24 protein-coding genes are annotated in these 25,873 nt (G+C 63.3%); 7 read left to right on the top strand and 17 right to left on the bottom strand.

Going from position 1 to position 25,873, the window contains the following annotated elements:
* Positions 1-35 precede the first annotated feature (35 nt).
* The 11 genes from LU682_RS26400 to LU682_RS26350 form a co-directional block, all read right to left on the bottom strand.
* Positions 36-1,001: an IS110-like element ISPpu10 family transposase gene (locus LU682_RS26400; protein WP_010951808.1), complete on the bottom strand. Its 966-nt coding sequence runs from the start codon at positions 999-1,001 to the stop codon at positions 36-38.
* 246 nt (positions 1,002-1,247) lie between these two features.
* Entirely contained in the window at positions 1,248-2,615 is a 1,368-nt protein-coding gene (locus LU682_RS26395; protein ID WP_010955446.1) for a PepSY-associated TM helix domain-containing protein, read from the bottom strand.
* 56 nt (positions 2,616-2,671) lie between these two features.
* Positions 2,672-4,738 carry a TonB-dependent copper receptor gene (locus LU682_RS26390; protein WP_010955445.1) on the bottom strand — a complete coding sequence of 689 codons (2,067 nt, stop codon included), beginning with the start codon at positions 4,736-4,738 and terminating at the stop codon, positions 2,672-2,674.
* A gap of 66 nt (positions 4,739-4,804) precedes the next feature.
* Positions 4,805-5,236: a DUF2946 domain-containing protein gene (locus LU682_RS26385; RefSeq protein ID WP_010955444.1), complete on the bottom strand. Its 432-nt coding sequence runs from the start codon at positions 5,234-5,236 to the stop codon at positions 4,805-4,807.
* 22 nt (positions 5,237-5,258) lie between these two features.
* A complete protein-coding gene (locus tag LU682_RS26380) occupies positions 5,259-5,744 on the bottom strand; it encodes a copper chaperone PCu(A)C (RefSeq protein ID WP_003249653.1) in 486 nt (161 codons plus the stop codon).
* A 47-nt stretch (positions 5,745-5,791) separates the two neighbouring features.
* Positions 5,792-6,181: a DUF2946 domain-containing protein gene (locus LU682_RS26375; protein ID WP_010955443.1), complete on the bottom strand. Its 390-nt coding sequence runs from the start codon at positions 6,179-6,181 to the stop codon at positions 5,792-5,794.
* Positions 6,182-6,399: 218 nt separating this feature from the next.
* Positions 6,400-7,254: an SPFH domain-containing protein gene (locus tag LU682_RS26370; protein WP_010955442.1), complete on the bottom strand. Its 855-nt coding sequence runs from the start codon at positions 7,252-7,254 to the stop codon at positions 6,400-6,402.
* 26 nt (positions 7,255-7,280) lie between these two features.
* Complete coding sequence (locus LU682_RS26365) at positions 7,281-7,718, bottom strand: NfeD family protein (protein WP_049586722.1); 438 nt, start codon at positions 7,716-7,718, stop codon at positions 7,281-7,283.
* 128 nt (positions 7,719-7,846) lie between these two features.
* Entirely contained in the window at positions 7,847-8,566 is a 720-nt protein-coding gene (locus tag LU682_RS26360; protein WP_010955440.1) for a cobalt-precorrin-6A reductase, read from the bottom strand.
* Positions 8,563-9,657: a cobalt-precorrin-5B (C(1))-methyltransferase gene (locus tag LU682_RS26355; RefSeq protein WP_010955439.1), complete on the bottom strand. Its 1,095-nt coding sequence runs from the start codon at positions 9,655-9,657 to the stop codon at positions 8,563-8,565. The genes LU682_RS26360 and LU682_RS26355 overlap by 4 nt, the downstream gene beginning before the upstream one ends.
* The gene (locus tag LU682_RS26350) at positions 9,650-10,861 is read right to left on the bottom strand and encodes a bifunctional cobalt-precorrin-7 (C(5))-methyltransferase/cobalt-precorrin-6B (C(15))-methyltransferase (RefSeq protein ID WP_010955438.1); all 1,212 of its coding nucleotides are present in this window, start codon (positions 10,859-10,861) and stop codon (positions 9,650-9,652) included. The genes LU682_RS26355 and LU682_RS26350 overlap by 8 nt, the downstream gene beginning before the upstream one ends.
* Before the next feature lie 243 nt (positions 10,862-11,104).
* Here LU682_RS26350 and cobG point away from each other — a divergent pair, with 243 nt between their 5' ends.
* The 7 genes from cobG to LU682_RS26315 all read left to right on the top strand — a co-directional run bounded on the left by cobG (position 11,105) and on the right by LU682_RS26315 (position 17,663).
* Positions 11,105-12,436: a precorrin-3B synthase gene (gene cobG / locus LU682_RS26345; RefSeq protein ID WP_289644732.1), complete on the top strand. Its 1,332-nt coding sequence runs from the start codon at positions 11,105-11,107 to the stop codon at positions 12,434-12,436.
* Positions 12,429-13,055: a precorrin-8X methylmutase gene (locus LU682_RS26340; protein ID WP_003249670.1), complete on the top strand. Its 627-nt coding sequence runs from the start codon at positions 12,429-12,431 to the stop codon at positions 13,053-13,055. Before cobG ends, LU682_RS26340 begins: the two co-directional genes overlap by 8 nt.
* A complete protein-coding gene (locus LU682_RS26335) occupies positions 13,055-13,786 on the top strand; it encodes a precorrin-2 C(20)-methyltransferase (RefSeq protein ID WP_049586741.1) in 732 nt (243 codons plus the stop codon). The genes LU682_RS26340 and LU682_RS26335 overlap by 1 nt, the downstream gene beginning before the upstream one ends.
* On the top strand, positions 13,774-15,471 hold the full coding sequence (gene cobJ / locus LU682_RS26330; RefSeq protein WP_010955435.1) for a precorrin-3B C(17)-methyltransferase: 1,698 nt from the start codon (positions 13,774-13,776) through the stop codon (positions 15,469-15,471). The genes LU682_RS26335 and cobJ overlap by 13 nt, the downstream gene beginning before the upstream one ends.
* A 118-nt stretch (positions 15,472-15,589) precedes the next feature.
* Entirely contained in the window at positions 15,590-16,273 is a 684-nt protein-coding gene (locus tag LU682_RS26325; protein ID WP_049586726.1) for a hypothetical protein, read from the top strand.
* A gap of 51 nt (positions 16,274-16,324) precedes the next feature.
* Complete coding sequence (locus tag LU682_RS26320) at positions 16,325-17,014, top strand: hypothetical protein (protein ID WP_049586728.1); 690 nt, start codon at positions 16,325-16,327, stop codon at positions 17,012-17,014.
* A complete protein-coding gene (locus LU682_RS26315) occupies positions 17,007-17,663 on the top strand; it encodes a hypothetical protein (protein ID WP_049586731.1) in 657 nt (218 codons plus the stop codon). The genes LU682_RS26320 and LU682_RS26315 overlap by 8 nt, the downstream gene beginning before the upstream one ends.
* 10 nt (positions 17,664-17,673) lie before the next feature.
* Here LU682_RS26315 and LU682_RS26310 read toward each other — a convergent pair whose 3' ends face one another.
* The 6 genes from LU682_RS26310 to dusB form a co-directional block, all read right to left on the bottom strand.
* Entirely contained in the window at positions 17,674-18,270 is a 597-nt protein-coding gene (locus LU682_RS26310; RefSeq protein ID WP_010955434.1) for a MarC family protein, read from the bottom strand.
* A 75-nt stretch (positions 18,271-18,345) separates the two neighbouring features.
* The gene (locus LU682_RS26305; protein ID WP_232857373.1) at positions 18,346-21,117 is read right to left on the bottom strand and encodes a hybrid sensor histidine kinase/response regulator; all 2,772 of its coding nucleotides are present in this window, start codon (positions 21,115-21,117) and stop codon (positions 18,346-18,348) included.
* Between the two features lie 135 nt (positions 21,118-21,252).
* The gene (gene purD / locus LU682_RS26300) at positions 21,253-22,548 is read right to left on the bottom strand and encodes a phosphoribosylamine--glycine ligase (RefSeq protein ID WP_003249685.1); all 1,296 of its coding nucleotides are present in this window, start codon (positions 22,546-22,548) and stop codon (positions 21,253-21,255) included.
* A gap of 146 nt (positions 22,549-22,694) precedes the next feature.
* Positions 22,695-24,302: a bifunctional phosphoribosylaminoimidazolecarboxamide formyltransferase/IMP cyclohydrolase gene (gene purH / locus LU682_RS26295; RefSeq protein WP_003249687.1), complete on the bottom strand. Its 1,608-nt coding sequence runs from the start codon at positions 24,300-24,302 to the stop codon at positions 22,695-22,697.
* 81 nt (positions 24,303-24,383) lie between these two features.
* Positions 24,384-24,704, bottom strand: coding sequence for a DNA-binding transcriptional regulator Fis (gene fis, locus LU682_RS26290; protein ID WP_003249693.1), 321 nt, complete (start codon positions 24,702-24,704; stop codon positions 24,384-24,386).
* Positions 24,701-25,714 (bottom strand): tRNA dihydrouridine synthase DusB, encoded by a 1,014-nt coding sequence (gene dusB, locus LU682_RS26285; RefSeq protein WP_010955431.1) that lies wholly within the window; start codon positions 25,712-25,714, stop codon positions 24,701-24,703. Before dusB ends, fis begins: the two co-directional genes overlap by 4 nt.
* Positions 25,715-25,873: the final 159 nt, after the last annotated feature.

The following is a 25,873-nucleotide window of genomic DNA, read 5'->3' as shown; positions in this document are numbered from 1 at the left end:
CGTCAGTTTGGGCGGGCTGCGTTGCAGCCCCAGCCTCAGCTGGCCGGCTTGGCACCTCCGGTATATATCTCGGGCTTCCAGTCGGCCTGATGCCTCATCAGGCCGAAGGCCAGCCGAGCCAAGCGACGTGCAAGGATCACCAAGGCTTGAGTGGTTTTCTTCCCCCGGGCTTGGTGATGGGCGTAATACTGCTTCCAGGTCGCGGTTCGACTGCCGCTCATCGAGGCGTTGTACAGGAGTCTACGGACCTCCGAGTCTCCGCGCTTGCTCAACTTCCCTCTGCCTGCCCATTTACCGGATTGGGAAACCGTTACATCCATGCCTAGATAAGCGACAAAGGCGTCGCTGTTCTTGAACTCGCCGCGCATGAAGGACATCACCAGGCCGGCAGCCGTTAAGAAACCAACACCCGGAAGCCTCTGAACACGGCGCATCTGATCGGAAAGCCCCGCCTTCTTGATCACCGCACGCAGCTGTTTTTCCAGCGAAAGCTCTATGCGTTCGAGCACTTCCTCAACACGTTTGAGTTCTGAGGCAAACAATTTGTCGCCCGACAAGCTCATCCGCAGCATGCCGCGCACTGCTACAAGTTTGGCGCGGCGGCGCAGCAGCACCTGGATCTCACGATGCCCGGCTGGTGGCGGAGTCCAAGCCTTCAAAGAGCCCCGCTCGTTGCTCAGGAAGCGGGCGAGCAAAGCGGCATCATGGGCATCTGTTTTTGCCCGTATAGCAACACTTTCCCGGTACTTACTCAGCCTCAGCCCATCGATAACGTATACCGCGAAGCCCGCAGCATGGGCTTGCTCCGCCATTTCCATGTGATAGGTACTGGTCGCTTCGATGGCCAGCGCTGAGCCTTTGGGCAGCGTCTTGAGCCAGGCTTTGATTGCTTTCGGAGTGTTAGGGATGGCGAAGGATTTGGTATTCGGAGCGGCTTGAATCACCAGTTCATCTTTGGAGGTGTCCACGCCAGCTTCGATTGGGATTGCGGACATTGCCATGAATAGCTGCTCCTTGTAGCGTAGTGTGACTTGAAGGGCACACCCTGGCGCAGGCTTGCTTCTATTGTCGCTTGCTCGCGAGGCATTCCTTATCGGCGCTTGGGTGTTGAAAGGAGGAGGGGTGATTTCTCCTACGGTCTGTACTGCGCGAACAGTCAGAAGCGAGTTATGGCCCTCCTCCTCCCTTCAAGTCCTACCATACAAGCGGGTTTACCCGCGAAGAGGCCAGCACAGGCAACACAAGGCTCAAGCGCTGGCCAAGACCCGGCGGCGCCTCACCACCAAACTATCCACCCCCCACATCACCACCATCGACACCCCCACCAGCGGGAACATCACCCCCAGCACCAGCATCACGGCCACTGCCGCCTTCCAGCGTGGCAGGTCATGACGCAAAGGCGGTACGCCCAGGCCGCCTTCAGGACGGCGCTTCCACCACATCACCAGCCCGCTCACCGAACCCAGCAGAATCATCAGGCACACCAGCAGGATGATGATCTGGTTCAGCGCCCCGAACATCTTGCCCTCATGCAGCATCACCCCCAGCTCGGTGGCGCGGGCAACCGGGCTGTAGTCGTGCCAGCGCACATCGGCCAGAACCTTGCCGGTGTATTGGTCGACATGCAGGGTGGCGTCGTTGCGCGGGTCGTCGGCGAACACGGCAATGGTGAACACGCCGTCTGCCGTGGTGGGCAGGGTAATGCTGTAGCCCAGCTCGACCTGACGCGAAGTGGCAATGTCTTCGACTTGCTGCACGCTCACCTGGGGCGCTGCGGGCATGTCCGACATCATGTGGTGCCCGGCGTGCTCGGCGTGTGCACCGGACTGTGGCATCGGCGTGTTTTCCATGGCCCAGGGCACGGTCTGGCGGTGTGCGCTGTTCAGCTCACGCGCCTGCTGGTCCGACTTGGGCACGTCGTTCCACATGGCTGCCGGGAAGCGGTTCCACAAATCAGCGTACTGCTTGCCCCACAAGCCGGTCCAGGTCATGCCGCTGACCAGCATCAACAACAGCAAGGCCGAACCCCAGAAACCGGTTACCGCGTGCAGGTCTCGCCAGAACAGCCGGCCGCGCGCCGACAGCCGCGGCCAAAGCACGCCAGCGCCACTGCGCCCGCGCGGCCACCACAGGTACAGGCCCGATACCACCAGCACGATGCCCCAGCCCGCAGCCAGTTCCACCAGCCGGTCACCGACCGTGCCGACCATCAGCTCGCCATGCAGGGCGCGGGCGATGGCCTGCAGGTTCTGCTTGCCGTCCTGTTCGCCGAGGACCTTGCCGCTGTATGGGTCGACGAACACGTTCAGTTCGCGCCCGCCGTCATGCACCACGAACTGCGCACTGCGCGCGGCGTTCAGTGGCGGCAAGTACTGGGCGATGTGGCCCTTTGGGTAGGCTTGGCGCACTTCAGCCAGCATCGTGTCTGCGCCCTGCCGGTGCTGGCCGGCCTCGACCACCATCAGGTCGCGGTACAGCAGCGGGTCGAGCTGGGGCTTGAACAAGTAGATGATCCCGGTGATTGCCAACAGGATCATGAACGGGGCCACGAACAGCCCCGCATAAAAATGCCAACGCCAGGCCAGGTTATAGAAAGAGACGCGTGTTCCTCTCATGGGAACCTCCTTTTTTGACCAGCTGAAAGGCGCAACCGAAGCTGCGCCCGTTGTTGTCAGAAGCTGAAGTCGACCTTGGTCCAGAAGGTCCTGCCTGGCTCATTGACCGGCTGTGGATCTGTAGCCGGGTAGCCGAACCCGGCGTTCCCGGCCAGGTTCAAGTGCTCGGCGTAGGTTTTGTCGAACAGGTTGTCGACCCCTGCGCTGAGCTTGAGGTTGTTGTTCACCTTGTAGGCGCCGTTCAGGGAGAACACGCCGAAGCCGGCGCTCTTGTCGTAGTCCTTGCCGACGACGTTCCCTTGGTTTTCGGCAATGCGGTTTTGCGCCGCCACCAGCCGCCACAGTGCGCCGACGCTCCACACGTCGCGGCTGTAGGTCAGGCCCAGGCGGCTTTCCAGGGGAGGCATTTGAGGTAGCGCCTTGCCGTCACTGCTGTTCTTGCCCCAAGCGTAGGCAAGCGTGGCGTCGGCCTTCCAGTTGTCAGTCAGCTGGTAGGCGGCGCCCAGTTCGCCACCCATGATGCGGGCGTCGATGTTTTGCGCCTGGGAGGTGCTCATGCCCATCATGCCGGTGCGGTAGTCGAACAGGATGTAGTCGCGAATCTGCCCGACATAGCCCGAAGCCCAGGCCTCCAGGCGCTCGGTGCGGTACTGGATGCCGAAGTCGAGCTGGGTGGTTTTCTCTGGCTTGATGCCGTCGAAGGCATTGGCTGCCCCGGGTGGTGCCAGCTTGGGTGAAAACAGCTCCCAGTAGTCGGGGAAGCGCTGGGCATGGCCGAGACCGATGTAGGTGGTGGCCGGAATGGCTGCCAGGTCGTGCTCGTAGCGGATGAAACCGCTCGGCAAGGTGTCGGCACGGGTGTCGCCTTCGGTGGCGCTGGTTGTGCGGAAGTCACGCGCCGAGGCGCGGTCCAGGCGGGCGCCGGTAATCAAGCGGTCCTCACCGCTGACGTACCAGGTCAGTTCGCTGAAGGCGCCGTAGTTGTGGAAGTCGGCGTCCTTGGTCCAGGCCTTGCCCTTGTGTGCGTCCACACCCATACCGCCACGCTGGCGATGTTCGTTGGTTTGCGCGTCGATGCCGCTGATCAGTTGCACGTCGGCCCAGCGCCAGGTGGCTTTGATGCGTGCGCCCATGGTGCGGCGGTCGACGTTGCTGACCATCGGCATGCCCATCATGCCGCTACCCGACGGCGTGCGCAGGCTGTAGTTGTCCATCACATGGTCGGCGTAGTTGTAGTAGACCTGCGCCTCGACCTTGTCGAGCACCTCGCCGAGGTTGGACTTTTCAAAGCGCAGGCCCAGGCTTTCGCGCTTGAACTGCGAGCCGTCCATGCCGCGCCCGGCGTAGCGGGCTTCGCCGTCACCCTTGCCGGCAGTCAGTTCCAGCAAGGTGTCCTGGTCGGGTGTCCAGCCGAGGGCGACATCGCCGTTCCACTTTTCCCAGCGCGACGGCACGGTGTCTTTGTTGCCGTCGTGGTAGTCGTCCGAGCGTGACTGGTTGCCGACGAAGCGGGCATAGCCCTGACTGTTGCCGGCCGCGGCATCCAGCACCTTGTCGAAGCGGCCGTTGGAGCCGGCCAGCAGGCTTGCGTTGACGCGGCTGCCGAGGGTGCCGAATTTCTCAGGTTCGCGCTCGAAGAGGATGGTGCCGGCCGAGCCGCCGGGCCCCCAGATGACGCTCTGCGGGCCTTTGATCACGGTCAGGCGGTCGTAGGTTTCTGGCGAGATATAGGACGTGGGTGCGTCCATGCGATTGGGGCAGGCTCCAAGCATCAAGCCGCCGTTGGTGAGGATGTTCAGGCGCGAGCCGAACATGCCGCGCAATACCGGGTCGCCGTTGGTACCGCCAGCACGGATTGCCGAGAAGCCGGGGATGGTCTTCAGGTAGTCGGCGCCGTCGCTGGCCGGCACTGGCTGGCGCGGGTCTTTCGGGTTGGTGACCACAGTCAGCGGCGAACTCGGGGCCACGGCGGTGATCACCGTCGGGCTCAACTCGGGTGCGTCGTGCACATGGTCTTCATGGCCAGGGCCGGCGGCCAGGGCCATGGGCGCGAGCAGCGAGCCGCACAGGGCGGCGATGGTCCCACGCAGGGACAAGGCAAAAACAGGGGTGCAGCCGGACATAATGATTCCAGTCGATCAGTCATGAGTTAGCGCGAAGCCTCCTGGCTTCGTGCGCAAAATGTTGTTTCAGACGTTGATCGAAGAAGGCGGGGCGCGGCTGCGCGCACCAGGGAATACAGCCTGCCGGGCATGGCCCTGGTGCGTTGGCGCAAGCAGGTGGGTGGTGGGGGCGATGCTGCCGGCGCTGAGCGGGCTGAGGGCCTGGGGCAGGGCCGGGCAGTTGAACAACAGGCTGCAGTAACCGCACTTTTCCCACATCACATGCAACTGGCCATCGCCGCCGTGGCCGTGATGGGCGTCGCCGCCATGCTGATGGGCAGCCGCCATCGGCATGTCCATCGGCATGTTCATGCCCGCGTGGTGGTCCATCGGCATCGACTGGGATATCAGCGGGCCGATGAAGATCATCCACATGGCGAACAGGCTCAGCCATCCGCCACCGGCGCGCCTGAGGTCAGGGCGGGTGGTACGGCCGATGCTGTGGCGCGGCAGGCTCATGGCGCGTGCCTGTCAGCAGGTATCAGTGCGCGTGTTCGTGGGCTTGCGGTTGGTCCGCAGGCGCCTGCTTCTGTACGGCCACTTCGACGGTGATGTCGCCGGCCTTTTCGAAGTGCAGGGTCAACGGGAAGCGTTTGCCGTCGCTGAGCAGGCTGCGGTCCTTGGGCTGCATCAGCATCACATGGTAGGCACCGGGGGCAAAGGTCAGGTCCTTGCCGGCAGGCACTACCACGCTGGGCACCTGTTGCATCTTCATGGCGCCAGTGGCGCTCATGGCATGCTCGTGAAGTTGCGCGTCATCGCTGATGGGGCTGTCGACGCTGAGCAGGCGGTCATCAGCCTGGCCATTGTTGTGCACCACGAAATACGCGGCGACGTTAGGCGCGTTGGGTGGCAACTGCAGCGACCACGGGTGGGCAATGTGCAGGTCACCCACGCTGTATTCGTGGGCATTGGCAAAGGCGCCAGGCAGCAGCAGGGCGGCCATGACGAGGGCGTGCTTGAGCATGGTGAATCTCCGTTTCCGTTCTGGTTCAGGCAGACAGCATGATGAACTCAGGCTAGTGGAGAGGCACGAGGGTTTAGCCCAGGCCAGAGCTGGCGGGGCGTGGGTGTGTACTTGGCAGGTGGCGGCAGCAGCCCGCTGAGCAGTGTCGGCGGGTTGTGCAACTGTGGCGGGTAGCCGGGCAGGGCCAGCAGCGGCACGGCACCGGAGCAGCACCAGCAGTTCATCATGCCGACGCTGTCGTCACTTTGCGGGCCGAGGTCGATCTTGGCCAGGGCCTGAACGTCGACGTTGGCCTTGTTGGCCATGCTGGAACAGAAAGCCCCCCACAGCAGCTGCTCGGCCGTGCCCTTGGGCGCAGCAGAAGACAGCGGCATGGCCAGCAGGTTGAACAGCACTGCAAGGCAGGCTATCCAGGCAATGTGCCGACGTGGGGGCATGGAGAGATCCGGTCAGGAATCGTGGTGGCTATTGTACGGCGGAGTATAGGTAAAAATGCCGGGGTGCGGTGAAGTGACGCAGGTGGTCTGGTAATGGGGGCTGCTGTGCAGCCCATCGCGACACAAGGCCGCTCCCACAGAATTGCGGCAGCCTCGAATACTGCGCTGTCCTGTGGGGCCTTGTGTCGCGATAGGGGCGCAAAGCGCCCCCGACACTCTCAAATCTTGTTGCGGCCCATCAACCCGCGCACGGTCTCTTGCAGGTCAGCCGGCAACACCACCACCTTGGCATTGCTGCTCCCCGCGAGGTTCTCCATCGCGCCCACATAGCGTTCGCCCAATAGGTACATGGCCGGTACGGTCTCGTTGCCCACCGCTTCCTTCACCAGCGAAATCGAGCGCGCCGAGGCCTCGGCCAGGCTGATCTGTGCCTCGGCATCCAGCCTGGCCGCCTGCAGGCGCGCCTCTGCTTCGAGGATCGCCGCCTGCTTGGCCCCTTCGGCGCGGGTAACGTCGGCCTTGCGCTCACGTTCGGCCGCGGCCTGGCGTTCCATGGCCAGTTGCATGTTTTCCGAGGGTTTGATGTCTTGAATCTCCACCGAGCGCACGGTCACGCCCCAGTCTTCGGTCTGCTCGGACATTGCATCGCGCAGGCGGGCCTTGATCTGCTCGCGGCTGGACAGCGCCTCGTCGAGGTCCATTGCACCGACGATGGCGCGCAGCGAGGTCATGGTCAGGCTGGTGACGGCGAACGAGAAGTCCTGCACACCATACGAGGCTTTCTGCGGGTCGACTACCTTGGCGAAACACAGGGCGTTGGCGACGATTACCGCGTTGTCCTTGGTGATGATTTCCTGCTGCTGCACATCGAGGATGATGTCCTTGGTCGGCAGGCGGTAGGCGACCACGTCCATGTAGGGGATGACAATGTTCAGGCCCGGCTTGAGGGTGCTGTGGTAGCGACCCAGGCGTTCGACGATCCACTCCTCGCCCTGGGGCACGATGCGCACCCCCTTGAACACGGTGATCAGGACGAACAGGGCGATGGCGCCGACGACGATGAGGCTGGTCATGCTGCAAAATTCCTTTTAATGCGGATTCAGGCCCGGATAACGCGGGCGGTGTTCCCCTCGATGGCGGTCAGGCGTACCCGCTCGCCGGCGGCGATCTGGCTATCGGCGACGCAGGTCCACTCTTCGTTGCCGAGGATCGGCTTCTGGAAGCGTACGCGGCCTTTCTGGAACTCCGACACGGGAGCGGTCAGCAGGCCCACTTCGCCGATCACGCTGTCGGCGGTCCAGCGCACATCCGGCTGCTTGCGCCGGAACACTTTGAACCACAGCACGGTGGTGGCCGACGACAGCAGTACCCACAGCAGGACCTGCATGTCCAGTTGCAGGCTGGGTGCGGCGAGCGAGATAAGCGAGACCAGCACGGCGCCGATGCCGAACCAGAGTATGAAGAACGTCGGGAGGACCAGTTCAAGCAGGATCAGCGCAATGCCGAAGACCAGCCAGATCCACCATTGCATTTCCATATGGGTGAAACCTTCCGGGGGAGGGGCGTCGAGTTTAAGGCAGCAGATCGGCAACGGGCCACTGGGTTGGTTGGAAGAAAAGTCTGAAATCCTTGTAGGAGTGCCTTTGTGTTGTGAAAGGGCAGCGCCTAAAGGGCGAGCGCTGTGGCCAGATCCGTCAGTGAGTCGAATGCCCTGTCCACCTCCGGCAGCGTCGGACGTTTCAGGACAAGCACCGGCACGCCAAGCTCCCGCGCCACTTCCAGCTTCGGCTCGGTCGCCACACTGCCGCTGTTCTTGCTGATCAGCACATCGATGTGGCGGCGCTGGAACAACGCCCGTTCATCCTCGATATGGAACGGCCCACGTGCGCCAATCACTTCACAGCGCTCGTTGCCAGGGCACGCCTCCAGCGCACGCAAGGTCCAGAACTGCTCCGGCGGAATCTCGTCCAGGTGCTGCAGCGGCTCGCGTCCTAGCGTGAACAGTGGCCTGCGGAACGGCTTCAGTGCTTCGATCAACCCTGCCCAATCCTCGACTTCTCGCCAGTCGTCCCCTGCTTGCGCCTGCCAGGCGGGACGACGCAAGGCCCAGCACGGGATGCCGGCGTTGCGTGCGGCGCTGGCGGCATTGCGGCTGATTTGCGCGGCATAGGGGTGGGTGGCGTCGATCAGCAGGGTGATGCCCGCTTCGCGCAGGTAACGGGTCAGGCCCTCGACACCGCCATAGCCCCCGACCCGCACCTGGCATTGCAAGCCCTGGGGCACGCGGCCGATACCGGCCAGGCTGTAGACATGTCGAGGCCCGAGTTGGCGGGCCATCGCCAGGGCTTCAGTGACCCCTCCCAGCAACAGGATGCGCGCAGTCATTGCACACCCGCCTGGCCGACGATGCCGCCTTGGCGGTCGATGGCGAACACTTCCACGTGCACCTGCGCCGGCACGACGCTACGGGCGAAGGCCAGGGCGTGGGCACACACCGCGTCACCCAGGGCAATGCCGGCCGCATGAGCCAGGGCGAGCGCTTGCTGGCTGGTGTTGGCGCCGCTGATGGCAGCCTGCAACGCCTCGTCAGCGCCAATGTCTGCGGCCCAACCTGCCAGTTGCGGCAAGTCGATGCTGGAGTGACGGCTGTGCAGGTCCATGTGCCCGGCGGCCAGTTTGCTGATCTTGCCGAAGCCGCCGCACAGGGTCAGGCGCGGCACCGGTACCTTGCGCAGGTGCTTGAGCACCGCGCCGACGAAATCGCCCATTTCGATCAGGGCGATTTCCGGCAGACCGTAGACGCGGCGCATGGTGTCTTCGCTGGCATTGCCGGTGCACGCGGCTATGTGCGTGTAGCCATTGGTGTGGGCCACGTCGATGCCTTGGTGGATCGAGGCAATGTAGGCCGCGCAGGAGAACGGCCGCACGATGCCGCTGGTGCCGAGGATCGACAGCCCACCGAGAATGCCCAGACGCGGGTTCATGGTTTTCAGGGCCAGCTGCTCGCCACCTTGCACATTGACCGTGACCTCGAAGCCGCCAAGGTAGCCACACGCGTCGGCCAGGTGTTGCAGGTGTTCACTGATCATGCGCCGAGGCACCGGGTTGATGGCCGGTTCACCCACAGCCAGCACCAGCCCCGGCCGGGTCACCGTGCCCACGCCGCTGCCGGCGACAAAACCAATGCCAGGTTCCACCAGCAGGCGCACCTGGCTATAGACCAGGGCACCGTGGGTCACGTCCGGGTCGTCACCTGCATCCTTGAGGGTGCCGGCTTCGGCGCACTCGCCGATCAGGCGGCAGAATTCCAGGCGCATCTGCACGACCTTGCCTTTGGGCAGGGTGATGTCCACCGCATCGTTACGCTGCCCGGTGAGCAGCAGCTTGGCCGCTGCCAGGCTGGTGGCGGTGGCGCAGCTGCCGGTGGTAAGGCCGCTGCGCAGAGGCGCGGGCTGTTCGCGGGTTTCTTCACGCATCGGCGGGTTTCAGTACTTCGAGAAGGGTGATCGGCAGCGCCTGGCGCCAAGTGTCGAATGCACCCAAGGGCTGGGCATGCGCGACATGGATGCGGGTCAGCTCACCACCGTGCTGTTCGCGAAAATGTGCCAGGGCCAGTTCGCTTTGCAGGGTGACGGCGTTGGCCACCAGGCGGCCGCCGGGGCGCAGGCTTGCCCAGCACAGGTCCAGTACACCTGTGCGGGTAACGCCGCCTCCGATGAAGATCGCATCCGGTTGTTCCAGGCCTTGCAGCGCCGCTGGCGCCTTGCCGCGAACCAGTTGCAGGCCGGGTACACCCAGTGCATCGCGATTGTGCTCGATCAAACCCTGGCGGCCTTCGTCGGCCTCGATGGCCAGGGCGCGGCATGCCGGGTGGGCGCGCATCCATTCGATGCCGATCGAGCCGCAGCCCGCGCCCACATCCCACAACAGTTCGCCAGGCTGCGGTGCCAGGCGCGCCAGGGTGATGGCGCGGACATCACGCTTGGTCAACTGGCCATCGTGCCGGTATGCGGCGTCTGGCAGCCCGGCCAGCCGGTGCAGGCGGGGGGCATCCGGTGTAGCCAGGCATTCGATGGCGACCAGGTTGAGCGCCGCGATACCGGTGTGCGGCCAGTCCTGGGCGGTGCCGGCCAGTGCACGTTCGTCCACGCCCCCCAAGTGCTCGAACACCTGCAGGCGGCTTGGGCCGAAGCCTTGCCCGCGCAGCTGCGCGGCAATTGCCGCCGGGCTGTCGCCATCGTTGCTCAGCACCAGCAGGCGCATGCCGCTGTGCAAGTGGGCATTGAGCGCTGCCAGGGGGCGGGCCACCAGCGACACCACCTGCAGGTCCTGCAGCGGCCAGCCCAGGCGGGCAGCGGCCAGGGCGCAGGAAGAGGGCAGCGACAACACGCGCATTTCTGCAGCAGGCACCTGGCGTGCCAGGCTGGCGCCGACGCCGTAGAACATAGGGTCACCGCTGGCCAGCACGCACACCGGCTCGCCGCGAAGGGCCAGCACTGGGGCCAGCGAGAACGGGCTGGGCCAGGCCAACTGTTCAGCGGTCACGCAACGTGGCAGCAAGGCCAGCTGGCGCGGGCTGCCGAAGACCCGGCCAGCGCCCAGCAGGGCGCGCCGGGCCTGTTTGCCCAGGCCGCTGAAGCCGTCTTCGCCGATGCCTACTACTGTCAGCCAGGGTGTCATGTATTTCAATCCGCCATTTTTGGGGCCGCTTCGCGCCCCTTCGCGGGCAAGCCCGCTCCTACAGGTACAGTGCAGCATGTGCAGCCTGCAGTGATCCTGTGGGAGCGGGCGAGCCCGTGAAGAAGGCGACGCGGTCCTGAATTTCTACTTGATCGCCGAGGATGCTCGACCACCGGCTTTTCATGCCGCCGGACAAAGCAGGCATAATACCGCGCCTTCTACACTCAAGCGCACTTTCACAGATTGCCGGACACCCCATTGACCCAGGCCGAAGCCCCCACTGTCATCCCTCGTCCCTCGGCCTGCCCGGGGTTGTGGCGCATCGTCAGTGCCCGTGATGGCGGTATCTGCCGCATCAAGCTGCCGGGTGGCCTGCTGCTGGCCGAGCAGGCTGAAGCCGTGGCGGCGGCGGCGGAGCGTTTTGCTGGCGGCGTGATCGAGGCCACCAACCGTGGCAACCTGCAGATTCGTGGCATTGGCAGCGAGCATCGCGCTTTGGTCGAGGCACTGCTCGCAGCCGGCCTGGGACCACGCGATGCCGCGGGTGACGATGTGCGCAACGTGATGCTCAGCCCACTGGCCGGGCATGACCCGCTCATGCTGCTGGACGCCAGGCCGCTGGCCGGGCAGATCCTCGACCTGTTGGAAGGCACCCCGCGCTTTCACCAGCTGTCGGCCAAGTTCGCTGTGCAGCTGGATGCAGGCGAGCGCCTGGCGATGCTCGAACACCCCCATGACCTGTGGCTGTCGTCCCTGCACCTGGACCAGCAGACCTGGCTGGCGTTTGGCCTGGCAGGGTGCCCGGCAGAGGGCCAGGCGCTCGGTGCGGTGCCGCTGACGCAGGGCCTGATGCTGGTGCGCGCCGTGCTGGAGCGCTTCCTCGATCTGGCATCCCCGACGCAGACGCGCATGCGCCAGCTGCTTGATGTGTACCCGACAGCCGATTTTGTCGCTGGGCTCGGCCTGGATATCCGCCGCGATGCTGCCGTGCTCACCTGGCGGCGTGAACAGCACCGCGCCTCGTGGTTGGGCAGGTTGCCCCAGGCGCAGGGTGTTGCCCTTGGCGTTGCCCCGCCCCAAGGCCGCCTGACCCCCGCGATGCTGCGTGGCGCCGCACGTATTGCCCGTGAACTGGGCGATGCCAGCATGCGCCTTAGTCCCTGGCAAAGCCTGGTGCTGAGCAACCTGCAAGCGCAGCACATCGATCAGGCCCTGGCCGAGCTGTCTGCGCTGGGGTTGTTGTGCCACGACCGTGAACCCCTGGCGCGTATCAGCGCCTGCACCGGTGCCAGCGGCTGCGCCAAGGCCCTTGCCGAGACCAAGGCTGACGCCGTTGTCCTGGCCGCGCTGCTGGGCCCTGGCGTGCCGGCCAGCGTGCACCTGTCCGGCTGCCCCCGTTCCTGCGCCGTGGCCCATGTTGCCCCGGCCACTTTGCTGGCCCGTTCGCCGGGCCGTTACGACCTGTACCTGCGTGATGCGCGCCAGCCGGGTTTCGGTGCCCTGCGCGCCACCGACCTTACCTTGAATGAAGCAGGCGCCATGCTCGACCTGCCGACGGAGCACCTTGATGATTGACTACATCCGCGATGGTCAGGAGATCTATCGCAACTCCTTCCGGATCATCCGTGAGGAAGCCCGACTCGAGCGGATCCCCGCAGACCTTGAAAAGCTCGCCGTGCGCGTGATCCACGCCTGTGGCATGGTCGACGCCATCGATGGCCTGCAGTTCTCAGACGGTGCCGGCCGGGCCGGGCGTGAGGCGCTGCTCAACGGCGCGCCGATCCTTTGCGATGCGCACATGGTGGCCGAAGGGATCACCCGGGCCCGCTTGCCAGCTGACAACAAAGTCATCTGCACCCTGCGTGACCCCAGCGTGCCGGGCCTGGCCAAAGACGCCGGCAACACACGCTCCGCCGTAGCCCTGGAACTGTGGCGCCCTTACCTGGAGGGCAGCGTGGTGGTCATCGGCAATGCCCCTACTGCGCTGTTCTACCTGTTGGAAATGCTCGACGCCGGTGCGCCCAAGCCGGCGCTGATCCTCGGTTTCCCGGTCGGTTTCGTCGGCGCTGCCGAGTCCAAGGCCATGCTCGCCGCCGACAGCCGTGGCGTGCCGTTCGTGATCATGCAAGGCCGCCTGGGCGGCAGCGCGATGGCCGCCGCGGCGGTCAACGCCCTGGCCACGGAGGTGGAATGATGGCCCCGCGCGGACGACTGCTTGGCCTGGGCGTGGGCCCTGGCGATCCTGAACTGATTACCCTCAAGGCCCTGCGCCTGTTGCGTGAGGCACCGGTGGTCGGCTACTTCGTGGCCAAGGGCAAGCGTGGCAATGCCTTCGGCATTATCGAGGCGCACCTGCAGCCCGAGCAGACCTTGCTGCCGCTGGTCTACCCGGTCACCACCGAAGTGCTGCCGGCGCCGCTCTCCTATGAGCAAGTGATCAGCGACTTCTACGACGAAGCTAGCGTACAGGTGGCCGAGCACCTGGATGCCGGCCGCGACGTGGCGGTGATTTGCGAAGGCGACCCGTTCTTCTATGGCTCCTACATGTACTTGCATGACCGCCTGGCGCAGCGCTATGACGCCGAAGTGATTCCGGGTGTCTGCTCCATGCTCGGTGGCGCTTCGGTGCTGGGGGCACCGCTGGTGTACCGTAACCAGAGCCTGTCGGTGTTGTCCGGCGTGTTGCCCGCTCAAGAGCTCAAGCGCCGTCTGGCCGACGCCGATGCAGCGGTGATCATGAAACTTGGGCGCAACTTCCCCAAGGTGCGCGAAGTGCTGGCCGAACTGGGCCTGGACAGGCGTGCACTGTATGTGGAACGGGCGACCATGGCCAACCAGAAGATCGTGCCGCTGGACCAGGTCGACCCGCAGTCGTCGCCCTACTTCTCGTTGATCATCGTGCCGGGGGAAAAATGGCAGGGCTGAACATGCACAAGGCACCAGCCATCGTCATTCTCGGCCCGGGCAGCCTGGCGACGGCGCAGCGTATCCAGGCCTGTTATCCACAGGCCACGATCCATGGCCTCGAGGGGCGTGTCGAGGGTGCGGACCAGTCGTACGCGTCGTTTGGCGATACCCTTCGCGGGTTGTACCAGCAAGACACGCCGATCATCGCGTTGTGCGCCGCGGGTATCGTCATCCGCAGCCTGGCCAGCCTGCTCAGCGAGAAGGGCAGCGAGCCGCCGGTACTGGCCGTGGCCGAGGATGGTAGCGCGGTAGTGCCGTTGCTCGGCGGCCTCGGCGGGGTGAACGTGATGGCGCGCGAAATCGCTGACGCGCTGGGCGTTTCCGCCGCCATCACCACCAGTGGCGAGCTGCGCTTCGGTACTTGCCTGCTGAACCCGCCGCAGGGCTATGCATTGGCCGACATCGAGCAAGGCAAGCGCTTTGTATCCGACTTGCTGGCGGGTGAGTCTGTGCGCATCGAAGGTAACGCCCCGTGGCTGCAGCTGGCGCAGTTGCCCGCCAGCGAAGCGGCGCAGCGCACCATCCATGTGGGGCATCAGGCGCGCCCGGCCAACCGCGACGAGCTGCTGATCTACCCGCGCCTGGTGGTGGTGGGCGTTGCAGGTGGCAATCTGCACAGTATTCGCGCAGCACTGCAGCAGGCCGGCATCGCCGAGCCCTCGGTAGCCTGCGTGCTGGCAGACGAGCGAACCATGGCCGACAGCGCGTTGCACGAAGCTGCGCAGGCCCTGGGTGTCCCTTTGCGCTTCGCCACCTGCCCAGGCGATGTGGCCAGCATGGTCGCTGCGGCGGTGCCCGATAGCGAGTTGATAGCGCTTGGAGAAGTCGTGGTCGCGGTGGCGTCTGCCCCGGTCGACGTAGCGCAGGTCGGCCGCCGTCGCGGTCGCCTGGCGGTCATCGGCCTTGGCCCTGGTGCGGCGGAACTGATGGTGCCGGCGGTCAAGGCCGAACTTGCGCAGGCCGAAGATGTGCTCGGTTACGAAACTTACGTGCGCATGGCTGGCCCGTTCCGCGGCGACCAGGTGCTGCACTGCACCGACAACCGCGAAGAGATGCAGCGCGCCCGACATGCCTTCGAACTGGCGGCCCAAGGCCGTTCGGTGGCGGTGGTGTCGTCAGGCGACCCGGGCGTTTTCGCCATGGCCGCTGCGGTGCTCGAAGCATTGCACGAATCCAGCGACCCCACCTGGCATCGCGTTGACCTGCAGATCTTGCCGGGGGTATCCGCCTCGCTGGCAACCGCCGCCCAGGCAGGTGCACCGCTGGGGCATGACTTCTGCGTGATGTCGCTGTCGGACAACCTCAAGCCCTGGTCGATCATTGAAAAGCGCCTGGACCTGGCTGCCCAGGCCGACCTGGTGCTGGCCTTCTACAACCCGATCTCCAAGGCCAGGCCGCACCAGCTCGGTGTGGCCCTGGAGGTTGTGCGCCGACATCGTGACGGGAACACGCCTGTAGTCCTTGGCCGTGACATCGGTAGGCCGGGGCAGACGCTGAAGGTAGTCACCTTGGCCGAACTGCTGCCAGAAATGGTCGACATGCGCACCATGGTGCTGGTTGGATCGTCCACTACCTGCACTTTCGACCGCGCAGCTGGCGGGGTTTGGGTCTATACCCCGCGCTGGTATGGCGCAAAGCCGTAAGCGGCGGCAGCGCGGGCAGATGAGGAACTGCTTCGTGGCAGATTGAGGTAAAGGTCACAGGTAGGTTTTCGGCTGGAGCTATTTGGCTCCAACCGTACCCTTCCTGGAGACCTTTCCCATGACGACCGATAAAGAGAAGCTGCAGCTTCAGGTTCTGCCGGACAAGAATCTGTTCGTGTTCCCCGACCAAATGAGTGAGCTAAACCGCGATGCTGCAAAGGCTTGTCATGCCTTGGCTACGCAAGGTGCCAACAGGCAGCATGACCCTATGCGTGAAACGCAGCTTTGGTTCAAGCACTACATCTACCTGATGTCCAAATTGGGCTGGGCGTCAACCAATGTCGACGTACAGCAGCTCACTGAACGCAATATGCACCTTGAGATCAGCAACCTGCTGGGCAAGGGCCTGCAGGCAGCATATGGCGCTTTCACTGGCGATGTAGCAATGGCCCTGGACAATCTCGGCAAAACGGTTGTTTCAGCCTTGGCCGCCAGTACCAAAAACGTCGAGTTGCTCAATCGCAAGTCGGTGGAAGATGACCGAACCGAGCTGAGCCTGGTCAAGTGCGAGCAAACCGGCGAAGGGCAGGTGGCGATGCTGGTCAGTGCGATCCAGACCGACGCCAAGCCTGACAAGTCTGCCAACTATCTTCTGGCCAAATGGGAAAGCAGTGGCACCTCCAATTTTGCCTGTGGTGCGGTGTTGAATTTCGATAGCCGCCGATACGACAAAGTTCGCGCCATTGTAGAAACCAAACTTGACGACAATGCCCTGCAGGTCCTGCTGGCACTGGAACTCTGACCATGAAGTTGGCCTGTCGACACGGCGTCGACGGGCCTGGAGGGCATACTGATGCAAGCCAATTACACTTTGTGGTTGAACGGCAATAGCCTGGTATTGATCGACAACAATGTCAGTGCTTCACGAGCAGAAGCACTGTTGGATGTTCAGCTGGCAGCCTACCTGACCGCTAACAAGGGGCACGCCATTCAGGAAGCTGATTGGCACAAGGACTATCTGCGAATTCAGGGTAACTTCGGCTGCACTGTCGCGACCTTGCATTCCGGCGCCGTGCCTGCCGCAACCGCAGTGGCCTGTGAACCGTGGAACATGCTGCGGGCCAAGCTCTTGGCAGGTGTGCCCAGCGCCCTGCAGGGGGCGGTAGCCACATGCCTCGACGCCTACTCCGCCCAACCAGACGATGCCATGGAACAGTTGTTATGGGCGGAATGTGTTCGGCCCCCGGACGATAAAGGCGTGAGCCATGTTCGTATGGAGTTGCGCCTGATACTGGCCGATTCAGGCGTCATCAGTACCGAGTTGGGCTTTAGCACAGCAGAGCATCTGGCGATGGATTGGCTGTGGCAGCCGCTGAATCTTTCAAGTGCCCAGGCCACTCAGCAGTTCGATGCCAATTATTTCACCCATGAAAAAGTGATCAGTTCGATAAGTCCGGGCTTGCATGACGCTATCAAGGTCAAGCAATTGCAGTACCGCAGCCAGGTCAAACTTGCCACTACCTCAGGAGTCGAAAATGAGTGAGTTCAATCAAGGTGCCGCCAGTGGCAAACTCGTCCACAGCAGCCTGCTGTCATTCTTGCCAGGTGTTAGTCGCGAAGCCCGTGACGACATCCTGTTGGCCAATGCGTTTGCCCAGCAAGTTGCCTGGGGGGACTTCAACGAAGGCCTGGAGCCGGACTGGTTCAGGAACTACTGGCGTAACCTTGCGTTTCTGGGCTTTGATGGCAAGCTCGCGCCCACGGCGACTCGACCGGGGCCGGACAGGGCCAGCCTTGCCGATCAGGCGCTTGCCCAGATTCGCCAGAAAGGCTCCGCCGGCCATTATCAATCTGCCCAGTCGTCGCTTCAGGCGCTGCGCAATGACAGCCAGGCACTGACCGCGTTTGAATCCAGGGCAGTCTCCAAAGCGGTCGGGCGCTTTCAGTTGCTGCCTTGCTCACAACAGTCGAGCGGCTTCATCGACATGGTGTTGGTGCACATGGAAATGTCGATGAAAAAGACCTCCAAGGGCTTCTTGTTCATGCAGTTGAACAGTGAAGTAAAACTCCTGGACATGCGTGTCGAAGTGATCCACTTCAACTTGCAGGGGTTCCGCGAAGACTACCGCAAGCGGGCCCAGGCCAGTGTCGACAAGCAAAATGGCAAGGCTATCCTTGAGCTGCAGTTGTAGGCTCTGCACCCTAGGGCAGCAGGTAACCGCGAATCCCGGTAAAGATGATCTGTGCTGCCAGGGCGCAGACGAATAGGCCCATCAGGCGGCTGACGATTTGCAAACCCTGGTCGCCGAGCAGGCGCTCGATACCGTGCGATAGATACAGCACCAGGCCTACGGTAAAGCTGGCCAGGGCAATGCTGACGATGGCCAGCAGTTTTTCATCCCAGTGCGGCTGGCTCACCCCCATCACCAGCAGGGCACCGATGGTGCCGGGGCCAACGGTCAGCGGAATGGTCAGCGGTACGATGGTCACATCCTGCTGAACGTTGTCTGCCTGTACCGCCGGCTTGCCCTGGGCCATGCCCAGGGCCGAAATGAACAGCACGCTGCCAGCACCGATGCGGAAGGCATCGGCGGTGATGCCGAAAATTCCGAAGATCGCCCGCCCGAACAGGTACAGCAACACGCTGGCGACCAAGGCTGCGAACGCGACCTTCCAGGCCAGTTGCTTGCGCTCCTTGCTGGAGTGGCCACGGGTCAGGCTGATGAAACACGACAGCACGAAGAACGGGCTGTAGAGCACGAGCATTTTCAGGTAGACGCTGAACAACTCATGGAGCATGAGCAGTGTTCCTTGGGTTTATGCCGGCGCGGCCTTGTGTCGCGAGGCCGCTCCTGCAAGAGCATTGGATATCGGTCAGGACGTATGTGCCGGGTCCACCTTGGCTTCCCGGTGATTGGCCCAGTATTGAATCAGCTCACGCAACTGCGACAACTCCACCGGTTTGGCCATGTGTCCGTCCATGCCTGCCAGCCGCGCGCGCTCCTTGTGTTCGGCCAGTATGTGCGCTGTCAGTGCCACCACCGGCGTGCGCTGGCGCTGGTTTTCAGCTTCCCAGGCCCGCAACTGCTGGGTGGCCGAGAAACCGTCCAGTATCGGCATCTCGCAGTCCATCAACACCAGGTCATAATGCTGCGCTTTCATCGCCTGCAAGGCCTCTTCGCCATTGCAGGCGGTATCGGGCTTGAGGTTGAGCTTGCCGAGCATGCTGCGGATCACCTTGGTCGAGATGCTGTTGTCTTCGGCGACCAGCACGCGGAAGTCGCCTGGCAGGTCCAGCGCCTGCGGGATGCCAGGCAGGCTGGCAGGCATCGCCTGTTCGCGGCCGCGCTGGGCCAGCTCCTCGGCCAGGGTGGTCTTCAACGTATAACCGGCCACCGGCTTGGCCAGTATTCGCTTGACCCCGGCGTTGCGCGCGATGACTTTGCTCGGCGCATTGCTGATGCCGGTGAGCATCACCACCAAAATGTCGTGGTTCAGGCTCGGGTCTTCCTTGATCTTGGCGGCCAGCTGCATGCCGGTCATGCCGGGCATGTTCTGGTCCAGCAGCACCGCGTCGAAGTAGTCGCGCAGGTGCGCCTTGGTGCGCAAAAGGGCCAGAGCCTCCTTGCCTGACGGCACCGCGCTGACGTTCATGCCCCAGGCACTGCACTGCTGTACAAGCACCTTGCGGCACGTGTCGTTGTCGTCGACCACCAGCACGCGGGCATCGCGCAGCGGGCTGTCGAGGTCCGCTGGTGGCTGTTCCAGGCGCGAAGGGTCCAGCGGCAAGGTCAGCCACAAGGTGTTGCCCATGCCGGTGCTGCTCTTGATGCCGAACTCGCCCTGCATCAGACCGATCAGCTGTTTGGCAATGACCAGCCCCAGATGGCCGCCCAGCTTGTTGCTGGAAAGGAAATGGTGGCTGTGCAACTCGGCCTGCAGCAAGGCTTCACGGTCGGCGGCGGGCAACGGCTCGCCGCTGTCCTGCACGGCGATACGCAGGCGTGGCACCTCGCCGCGTTGATCCAGCGCCACCACCAGCAGGATCTCGCCCTGGTCGGTGTTTTTCAGGGCGTTTTCCAGCAGGCTCGACAAGGCCTGGCGCAGACGCGTCGGGTCTCCGCTGATGACCCGCGGTACTTGTGGCTGGGTGAAGCTGATCAGCTCGATGTTCTGTTGCTCGGCCTTGGCGCGGAAGATGTTCAGGCAATCCTCGATCAGCGCGTTAAGGTCGAACTGCACGTCATCCAGCTCGATCTGCCGGGATTCCAGCTTGGAAATGTCCAGAATTTCGTTGATCAGCGTCAGCAGCTCGTTGCCCGCGCTGTGGATGGTCTGCACATAATCACGTTGCTTCACCGACAGCGGTGTGCCCAGCAGCAGTTCAGTCATGCCGAGCACGCCGTTCATCGGGGTGCGGATTTCGTGGCTGATCTTGGCCAGAAACTCGGCTTTGGCGTTGATTTCCGCATCGCTGGCGGCCAGTGCACGGCTGGCGCTGAAACGCTTCTCGCTTATGCGCCGCAGCCGTTCACTGACCGCCAGGTTGAGGAGCAGGCCACTGACCACGGTCAGGCCCAGCAGGATACACAGCAGCCAGGGTGTCGAGGTGCGTGTCAGGCCCAGCAGGGCTGGCAGCAGTACCAGGCCTCCGAGGTTGAACACCACCATGGCCAGGCTGAACAGGCGTCCGGGCGCATAACCCTTGTACCAGTGGTAGCTGCTGACCAGCAGCATGCTCACGCTGCCCAGCGCCATCAGGGCGTAGGTCATCAGGTTCAGTGGCAGGGTATCGACGAACAGCAGCACCAGGCCACTGAGCCCGACAATCAGCATCTCACCCTGCAGCAGGCGGTTAAGCCGGGGCGAATTGCACGGCGAAAAGAAATGTTGAGTGAAATACAACCCGGACAGGCCGGCCAGGACCAGCGTCAGATAGGCGGCAGGCGTTTGCGCACTGTGCCACACATGCCACCAAGGGCCGCTGAGGTTCAGCAGGATCAGGCCGCTGAGCAGCATCAGGCCGTGGTACAGCGCCAGGATCAGGGTGGTGCTGGAGCGGGTGTAGAGGAAGCGGATCAGGTTGTGCATGATCAGCATGATCAGGCCGCCGAACAGCATGCCGAACAGCAGCGGCTGGCGTTGATCCGAGGCTGCCTCGGCCGCAGGCTCAAGGCTGATGGCCGGACGCAGCTGGTGCTCTGAGACCAGGCGCAGGTAGATGTCCAGCGGTTGCCTGCTGTTGGGCAGGGGCAATACATGGTCGCTGCCACGCAGGGTCGGGCTGGCATTGCCGGCCTGGCGCCCGTGGTGCAGCTGACGCAGAAGTTGTTCGCCTTCGAGGGCGTAGAGGTCCAGGCCAGAAAGGTCCGGGGCAAATACCCGCAGCAGCTGCTCCTGGTCACCTGGTGCCAGACGATAGTGCAGCCACAAGGCCTGTCCAGCCGGGGCAGCATCAAGGTCGGCGAGAGGCAGTGGGCTGAACTGGTTGCGATAGCGCTCGGAGCGCACATCGCTCAGTTGCAGGTTGGCCTGTTCGTCGAGCAGAACGGTCCAGCCACCGTCATGTTCGGCCGCAGCCGGAAACATGCAGAGCAGGGTCAGCAAGCTGACGATCAGAGCTGAGGCAATCCGAAGCCGACGCACTACGAAATCCCTTCTTGGCCGATGTGCCGGGTACTCACTATGCGCGGCGCGCCAAGTCGAAGGCAAGGCCCATTCCGGGCCCTGTCGACGAGCCGGATGCCGCAGGCTGAAACCGCTACGGCATACCGGTAGTACTTACTGCTGGTGCTCACCGCGCTCGCGGGCGATGGCCCGATAGCCGATGTCGGAACGGTAGAAGCTGCCGTTCCAGCTGACTTCCTTGGCCAGGCGATAAGCCTGCTGCTGCGCGTCGGCAACGGTGCTGCCCATGGCGGTGGCACACAGCACGCGCCCGCCGTTGGTGGTTACCTTGCCATCCTTGAGCGCAGTACCGGCATGGAATACCTTGCCTTCGATCTTGGCGGCAGCGTCCAGGCCGTTGATCACGTCGCCCTTGGCGTAGTCGCCCGGGTAACCGCCCGCTGCCAGGACCACGCCCAGGCTCGGGCGCGGGTCCCACTGTGCTTCGACCTTGTCCAGTGCCTTGGCGAATGCGGCTTCCACCAGCAGGACCAGGCTCGACTCCAGGCGCAGCATGACCGGCTGGGTTTCCGGGTCGCCGAAGCGGCAGTTGAACTCGATGACCTTGGGGTTGCCCGCCTTGTCGATCATCAGGCCGGCGTAGAGGAAGCCGGTGTAGACGTTGCCTTCCTCGGCCATGCCGCGCACGGTTGGCCAGATCACCTGGTCCATCACGCGCTGGTGCACGTCGGCGGTAACGACCGGGGCAGGGGAGTAGGCGCCCATGCCGCCCGTGTTCGGGCCGGTATCCTGGTCGCCGACGCGCTTGTGGTCCTGGCTGGTGGCCATGGGCAGCACATTGTGGCCGTCGACCATGACGATGAAGCTGGCTTCCTCGCCGTCGAGAAACTCTTCGATCACGACACGCGAACCTGCTTCACCGAAGGCGTTGCCAGCCAGCATGTCACGCACGGCGGCTTCGGCTTCTTCCAGCGTCATGGCGACGATTACGCCCTTGCCCGCAGCCAGGCCGTCGGCCTTGATCACAATCGGCGCGCCCTTTTCCTGCAGGTAGGCCAGCGCTGGCTCGATCTCGGTGAAATTCTGGTAGTCGGCGGTCGGGATCTTGTGACGCGCCAGGAAATCCTTGGTGAAGGCCTTGGAGCCTTCCAGCTGGGCCGCGCCCTTGGTTGGGCCGAAGCAGTCCAGGCCGCGGCTGCGGAACAGGTCGACCACACCGATAACCAGCGGTGCTTCCGGGCCGACGATGGTCAGGTCGACGTTTTTCTCGGCGAAGTCGGCCAATTGCTCCAGGGCGCACACGTCGATGGCGACGTTCTCGCACTTGGCTTCAATGGCGGTACCGGCGTTGCCCGGGGCAACGAAGACTTTCTCGACGCGTGGGTCCTGGGCGACTTTCCAGGCCAGGGCGTGCTCACGGCCACCGCTGCCGATGATCAAAACTTTCATGTCAAAACCTCGATTCAAGTGATCCCGTGGCTTGCGCCGAACACTGTGGGAGCGGGCTTGCCCGCGAATGCGGCGGTGAATCCACCATCGTATTCGCGGGCAAGCCCGCTCCCACAGGATCTCGACTTGCCTCGGGATCCGCGTAATTAGTGGCGGAAGTGGCGCATGCCAGTGAAGACCATCGCGATGCCGGCCTCGTCGGCAGCAGCGATGACTTCAGCATCACGCATCGAACCACCCGGCTGGATCACGGCGCTGATACCCACTTTAGCTGCATTGTCGATGCCGTCACGGAACGGGAAGAATGCATCCGACGCCATGACCGCGCCCTGCACCTGCAGGCCAGCGTGCTCAGCCTTGATTGCAGCGATGCGGGCGGAGTTGACGCGGCTCATCTGGCCGGCGCCGACGCCGATGGTCTGGCGCTGCTTGGCGTAGACAATGGCGTTGGACTTGACGAACTTGGCCACTTTCCAGGCGAATACCAGGTCGTGGATCTCTTGCTCGGTCGGGGCACGCTTGGTGACGATCTTCAGGTCATCGGCGGTGATCATGCCGATATCGCGGCTTTGCACCAGCAGGCCGCCATTGACGCGCTTGAAGTCCCAACCGGCAGCGCGCTCGGCTGGCCACTCGCCGCACTCCAGCAGGCGTACGTTCTGTTTGGCAGCCACCACGTCGCGGGCGGCCTGGGAGATTTTCGGGGCGATGATCACTTCGACGAACTGGCGGTCGACAATGGCCTTGGCGGTTTCGCCATCCAGTTCACGGTTGAATGCGATGATGCCGCCGAACGCCGATTCGGTGTCGGTCGCGTAGGCCAGGTCGTAGGCTTTGCGGATGCCGCCTTCGTCTTCCGGTACTACTGCCACGCCGCACGGGTTGGCGTGCTTGACGATGACGCAGGCCGGCTTGACGAAGCTCTTTACGCATTCCAGCGCGGCGTCAGTATCGGCCACGTTGTTGAATGACAGTTCCTTGCCTTGCAGCTGGACAGCGGTGGAAATGCTGGCTTCGCCTTTCTTGGCTTCTACATAGAACGCCGCGCTCTGGTGCGGGTTCTCGCCATAACGCATTTCCTGTGCCTTGACGAACTGGCTGTTGAAGGTGCGCGGGAATTCGCTGCGCGCCTCGGTGCTCAGGGTGTCCTTGGCCTGGTCGATGGTGCCCATGTAGTTGGCGATCATGCCGTCGTAGGCGGCAGTGTGCTCGAACGCCTTGAGCATCAGGTCGAAGCGCTGGGCATAGGTCAGGCCACCGGCCTTGAGGCCTTCGACGATGCCGGCGTAGTCGCTGGCGTTGACCACGATGGCCACGTCCTTGTGGTTCTTGGCTGCCGAACGGACCATGGTCGGGCCGCCGATGTCGATGTTCTCGATGGCGGTCGGCAGGTCACAGCCAGGCTTGGAAATGGTGGCTTCGAACGGGTACAGGTTGACCGCAACCAGGTCGATCGGCTTGATGCCGTGCTCGTTCATGATGGCGTCGTCGGTGCCACGACGGCCGAGGATACCGCCGTGGATCTTCGGGTGCAGGGTTTTGACCCGGCCATCCATCATTTCGGCGAAGCCGGTGTAGTCGGCCACTTCCACCGCGTTTACGCCGTTGTCCTTGAGCAGCTTGTAGGTGCCGCCGGTGGACAGGATCTCGACACCGAGCTGCTGCAGCTCACGGGCGAATTCGAGGATACCGGTCTTGTCGGAGACGCTGATCAGGGCGCGGCGGACTGGCAGGCGGGTAGTCTGGTCGGTCATTTCGGGTTCCAATAACGCGGTGGAGTCAGCAAAAAAGGCGCCTCTGTTCAGGGAGTCGCCTTTTCTGGATGGGATTCTGGCTTACAACAAGTCGTACTGCTTGAGCTTCTTGCGCAGGGTGCCTCGGTTCAGCCCGAGCATCTCGCTGGCCTTGGTCTGGTTGCCCTTCACGTAGTTCATCACGCTTTCGAGCAGGGGCGCCTCGACTTCGGAGAGCACCAGGTTGTACACGTCCGTCACGGTCGCGCCTTCCAGGTGGGCGAAGTAGTTGTGCAGCGCCTTCTCGACGCTGTCGCGAAGGGTCTGGCCCTCTTCGCTCGGCGTGTTGAGGTGCTGTTTCAGGTTGGCGTTGTCGCTCACGGGCGTTGTTCCACTCACAAAATTCTCGGTCATCATCGTCATGCGGCCACCCCTTGTCCGTCCTCTGTCTCAAGGCTCTGTCGACGTTCGCTGAAAAACGCGCGAACGTTGGCGCACTGCGCTTGTGTGTCTTCCAAAGCGTTGAACCGGGCGCGAAACTCCTTGCCGCCGGGTCGTGTTGCCAGGTACCAGCCAACGTGCTTGCGGGCGATACGTACGCCCATCACATCGCCATAGAAGGCATGCAGCGCGGCCAGATGCTCCAGCAGGATGCGTTCCACTTCGTCCAGTTGCGGCGCTGGCAGATGTTCGCCAGTGCGCAGGTAATGCTCGATCTCGCGAAAGATCCATGGCCGCCCCTGGGCAGCCCGGCCAATCAACAGGCCATCGACCCCGGTGGTTTCCAGCACCGCCCGGGCCTTTTCTGGCGAGGTGATATCGCCGTTGGCAAAAACCGGGATTGACACCGCCTGCTTGATGGCACCGATGGTGTCGTACTCGGCTTCGCCGGTGTACAGGTCGGCACGTGTGCGGCCATGCACCGCCAGCGCCTGGATGCCAGCCTGTTCGGCGATCTTCGCCACGTTCAGGCCGTTCTTGTTCGCCCGGTCCCAGCCGGTGCGGATTTTCAGGGTCACCGGTACGTCCACGGCGCTGACCACGGCGTGGAGGATCTCGCTGACCAAGGCTTCATCTCTCAATAAAGCAGAGCCTGCGGCTTTGTTGCAGACTTTTTTTGCCGGACAGCCCATGTTGATATCGATGATCTGGGCACCCGCCTCGACATTGGCCTTTGCCGCCGCAGCCATCATCTGCGCATCGCCGCCGGCGATCTGCACCGAGCGTGGCTCGGGATCACCTTCATGGATGCGGCGCAGGCTCGACTTGCGGCTGTTCCACAGGCTCATGTCGCTGCTAACCATTTCCGACACCACCATACCGGCGCCCAGGCGCTGGCAAAGTGTACGGAAAGGCTGGTCCGTGACCCCGGCCATGGGCGCGAGGATCAGGTTGTTACGTAGTGTGTATTGGCCGATGCGTACCGCCGACATAGGTGATCCCTGTTGTGGGGCCGAATCTTGGAGTTCGAAAAAGGGTTGGCATGATACCCGCTCTCGATGACTGGATAAAGATGGATTTGGATAAAATCTGAACAGTTGTCGGCTTATGCCTTTGCGCTTCAAGCAGCAGGCGACAGGACGAAAAGCGGT

The organism is Pseudomonas alloputida, from assembly GCF_021283545.2.
Classification (GTDB): Bacteria; Pseudomonadota; Gammaproteobacteria; order Pseudomonadales; family Pseudomonadaceae; genus Aquipseudomonas; species Aquipseudomonas alloputida.
Note: the sequence above shows the minus strand (reverse complement) of the source record. Positions and strands in the feature narration are given on the sequence as shown.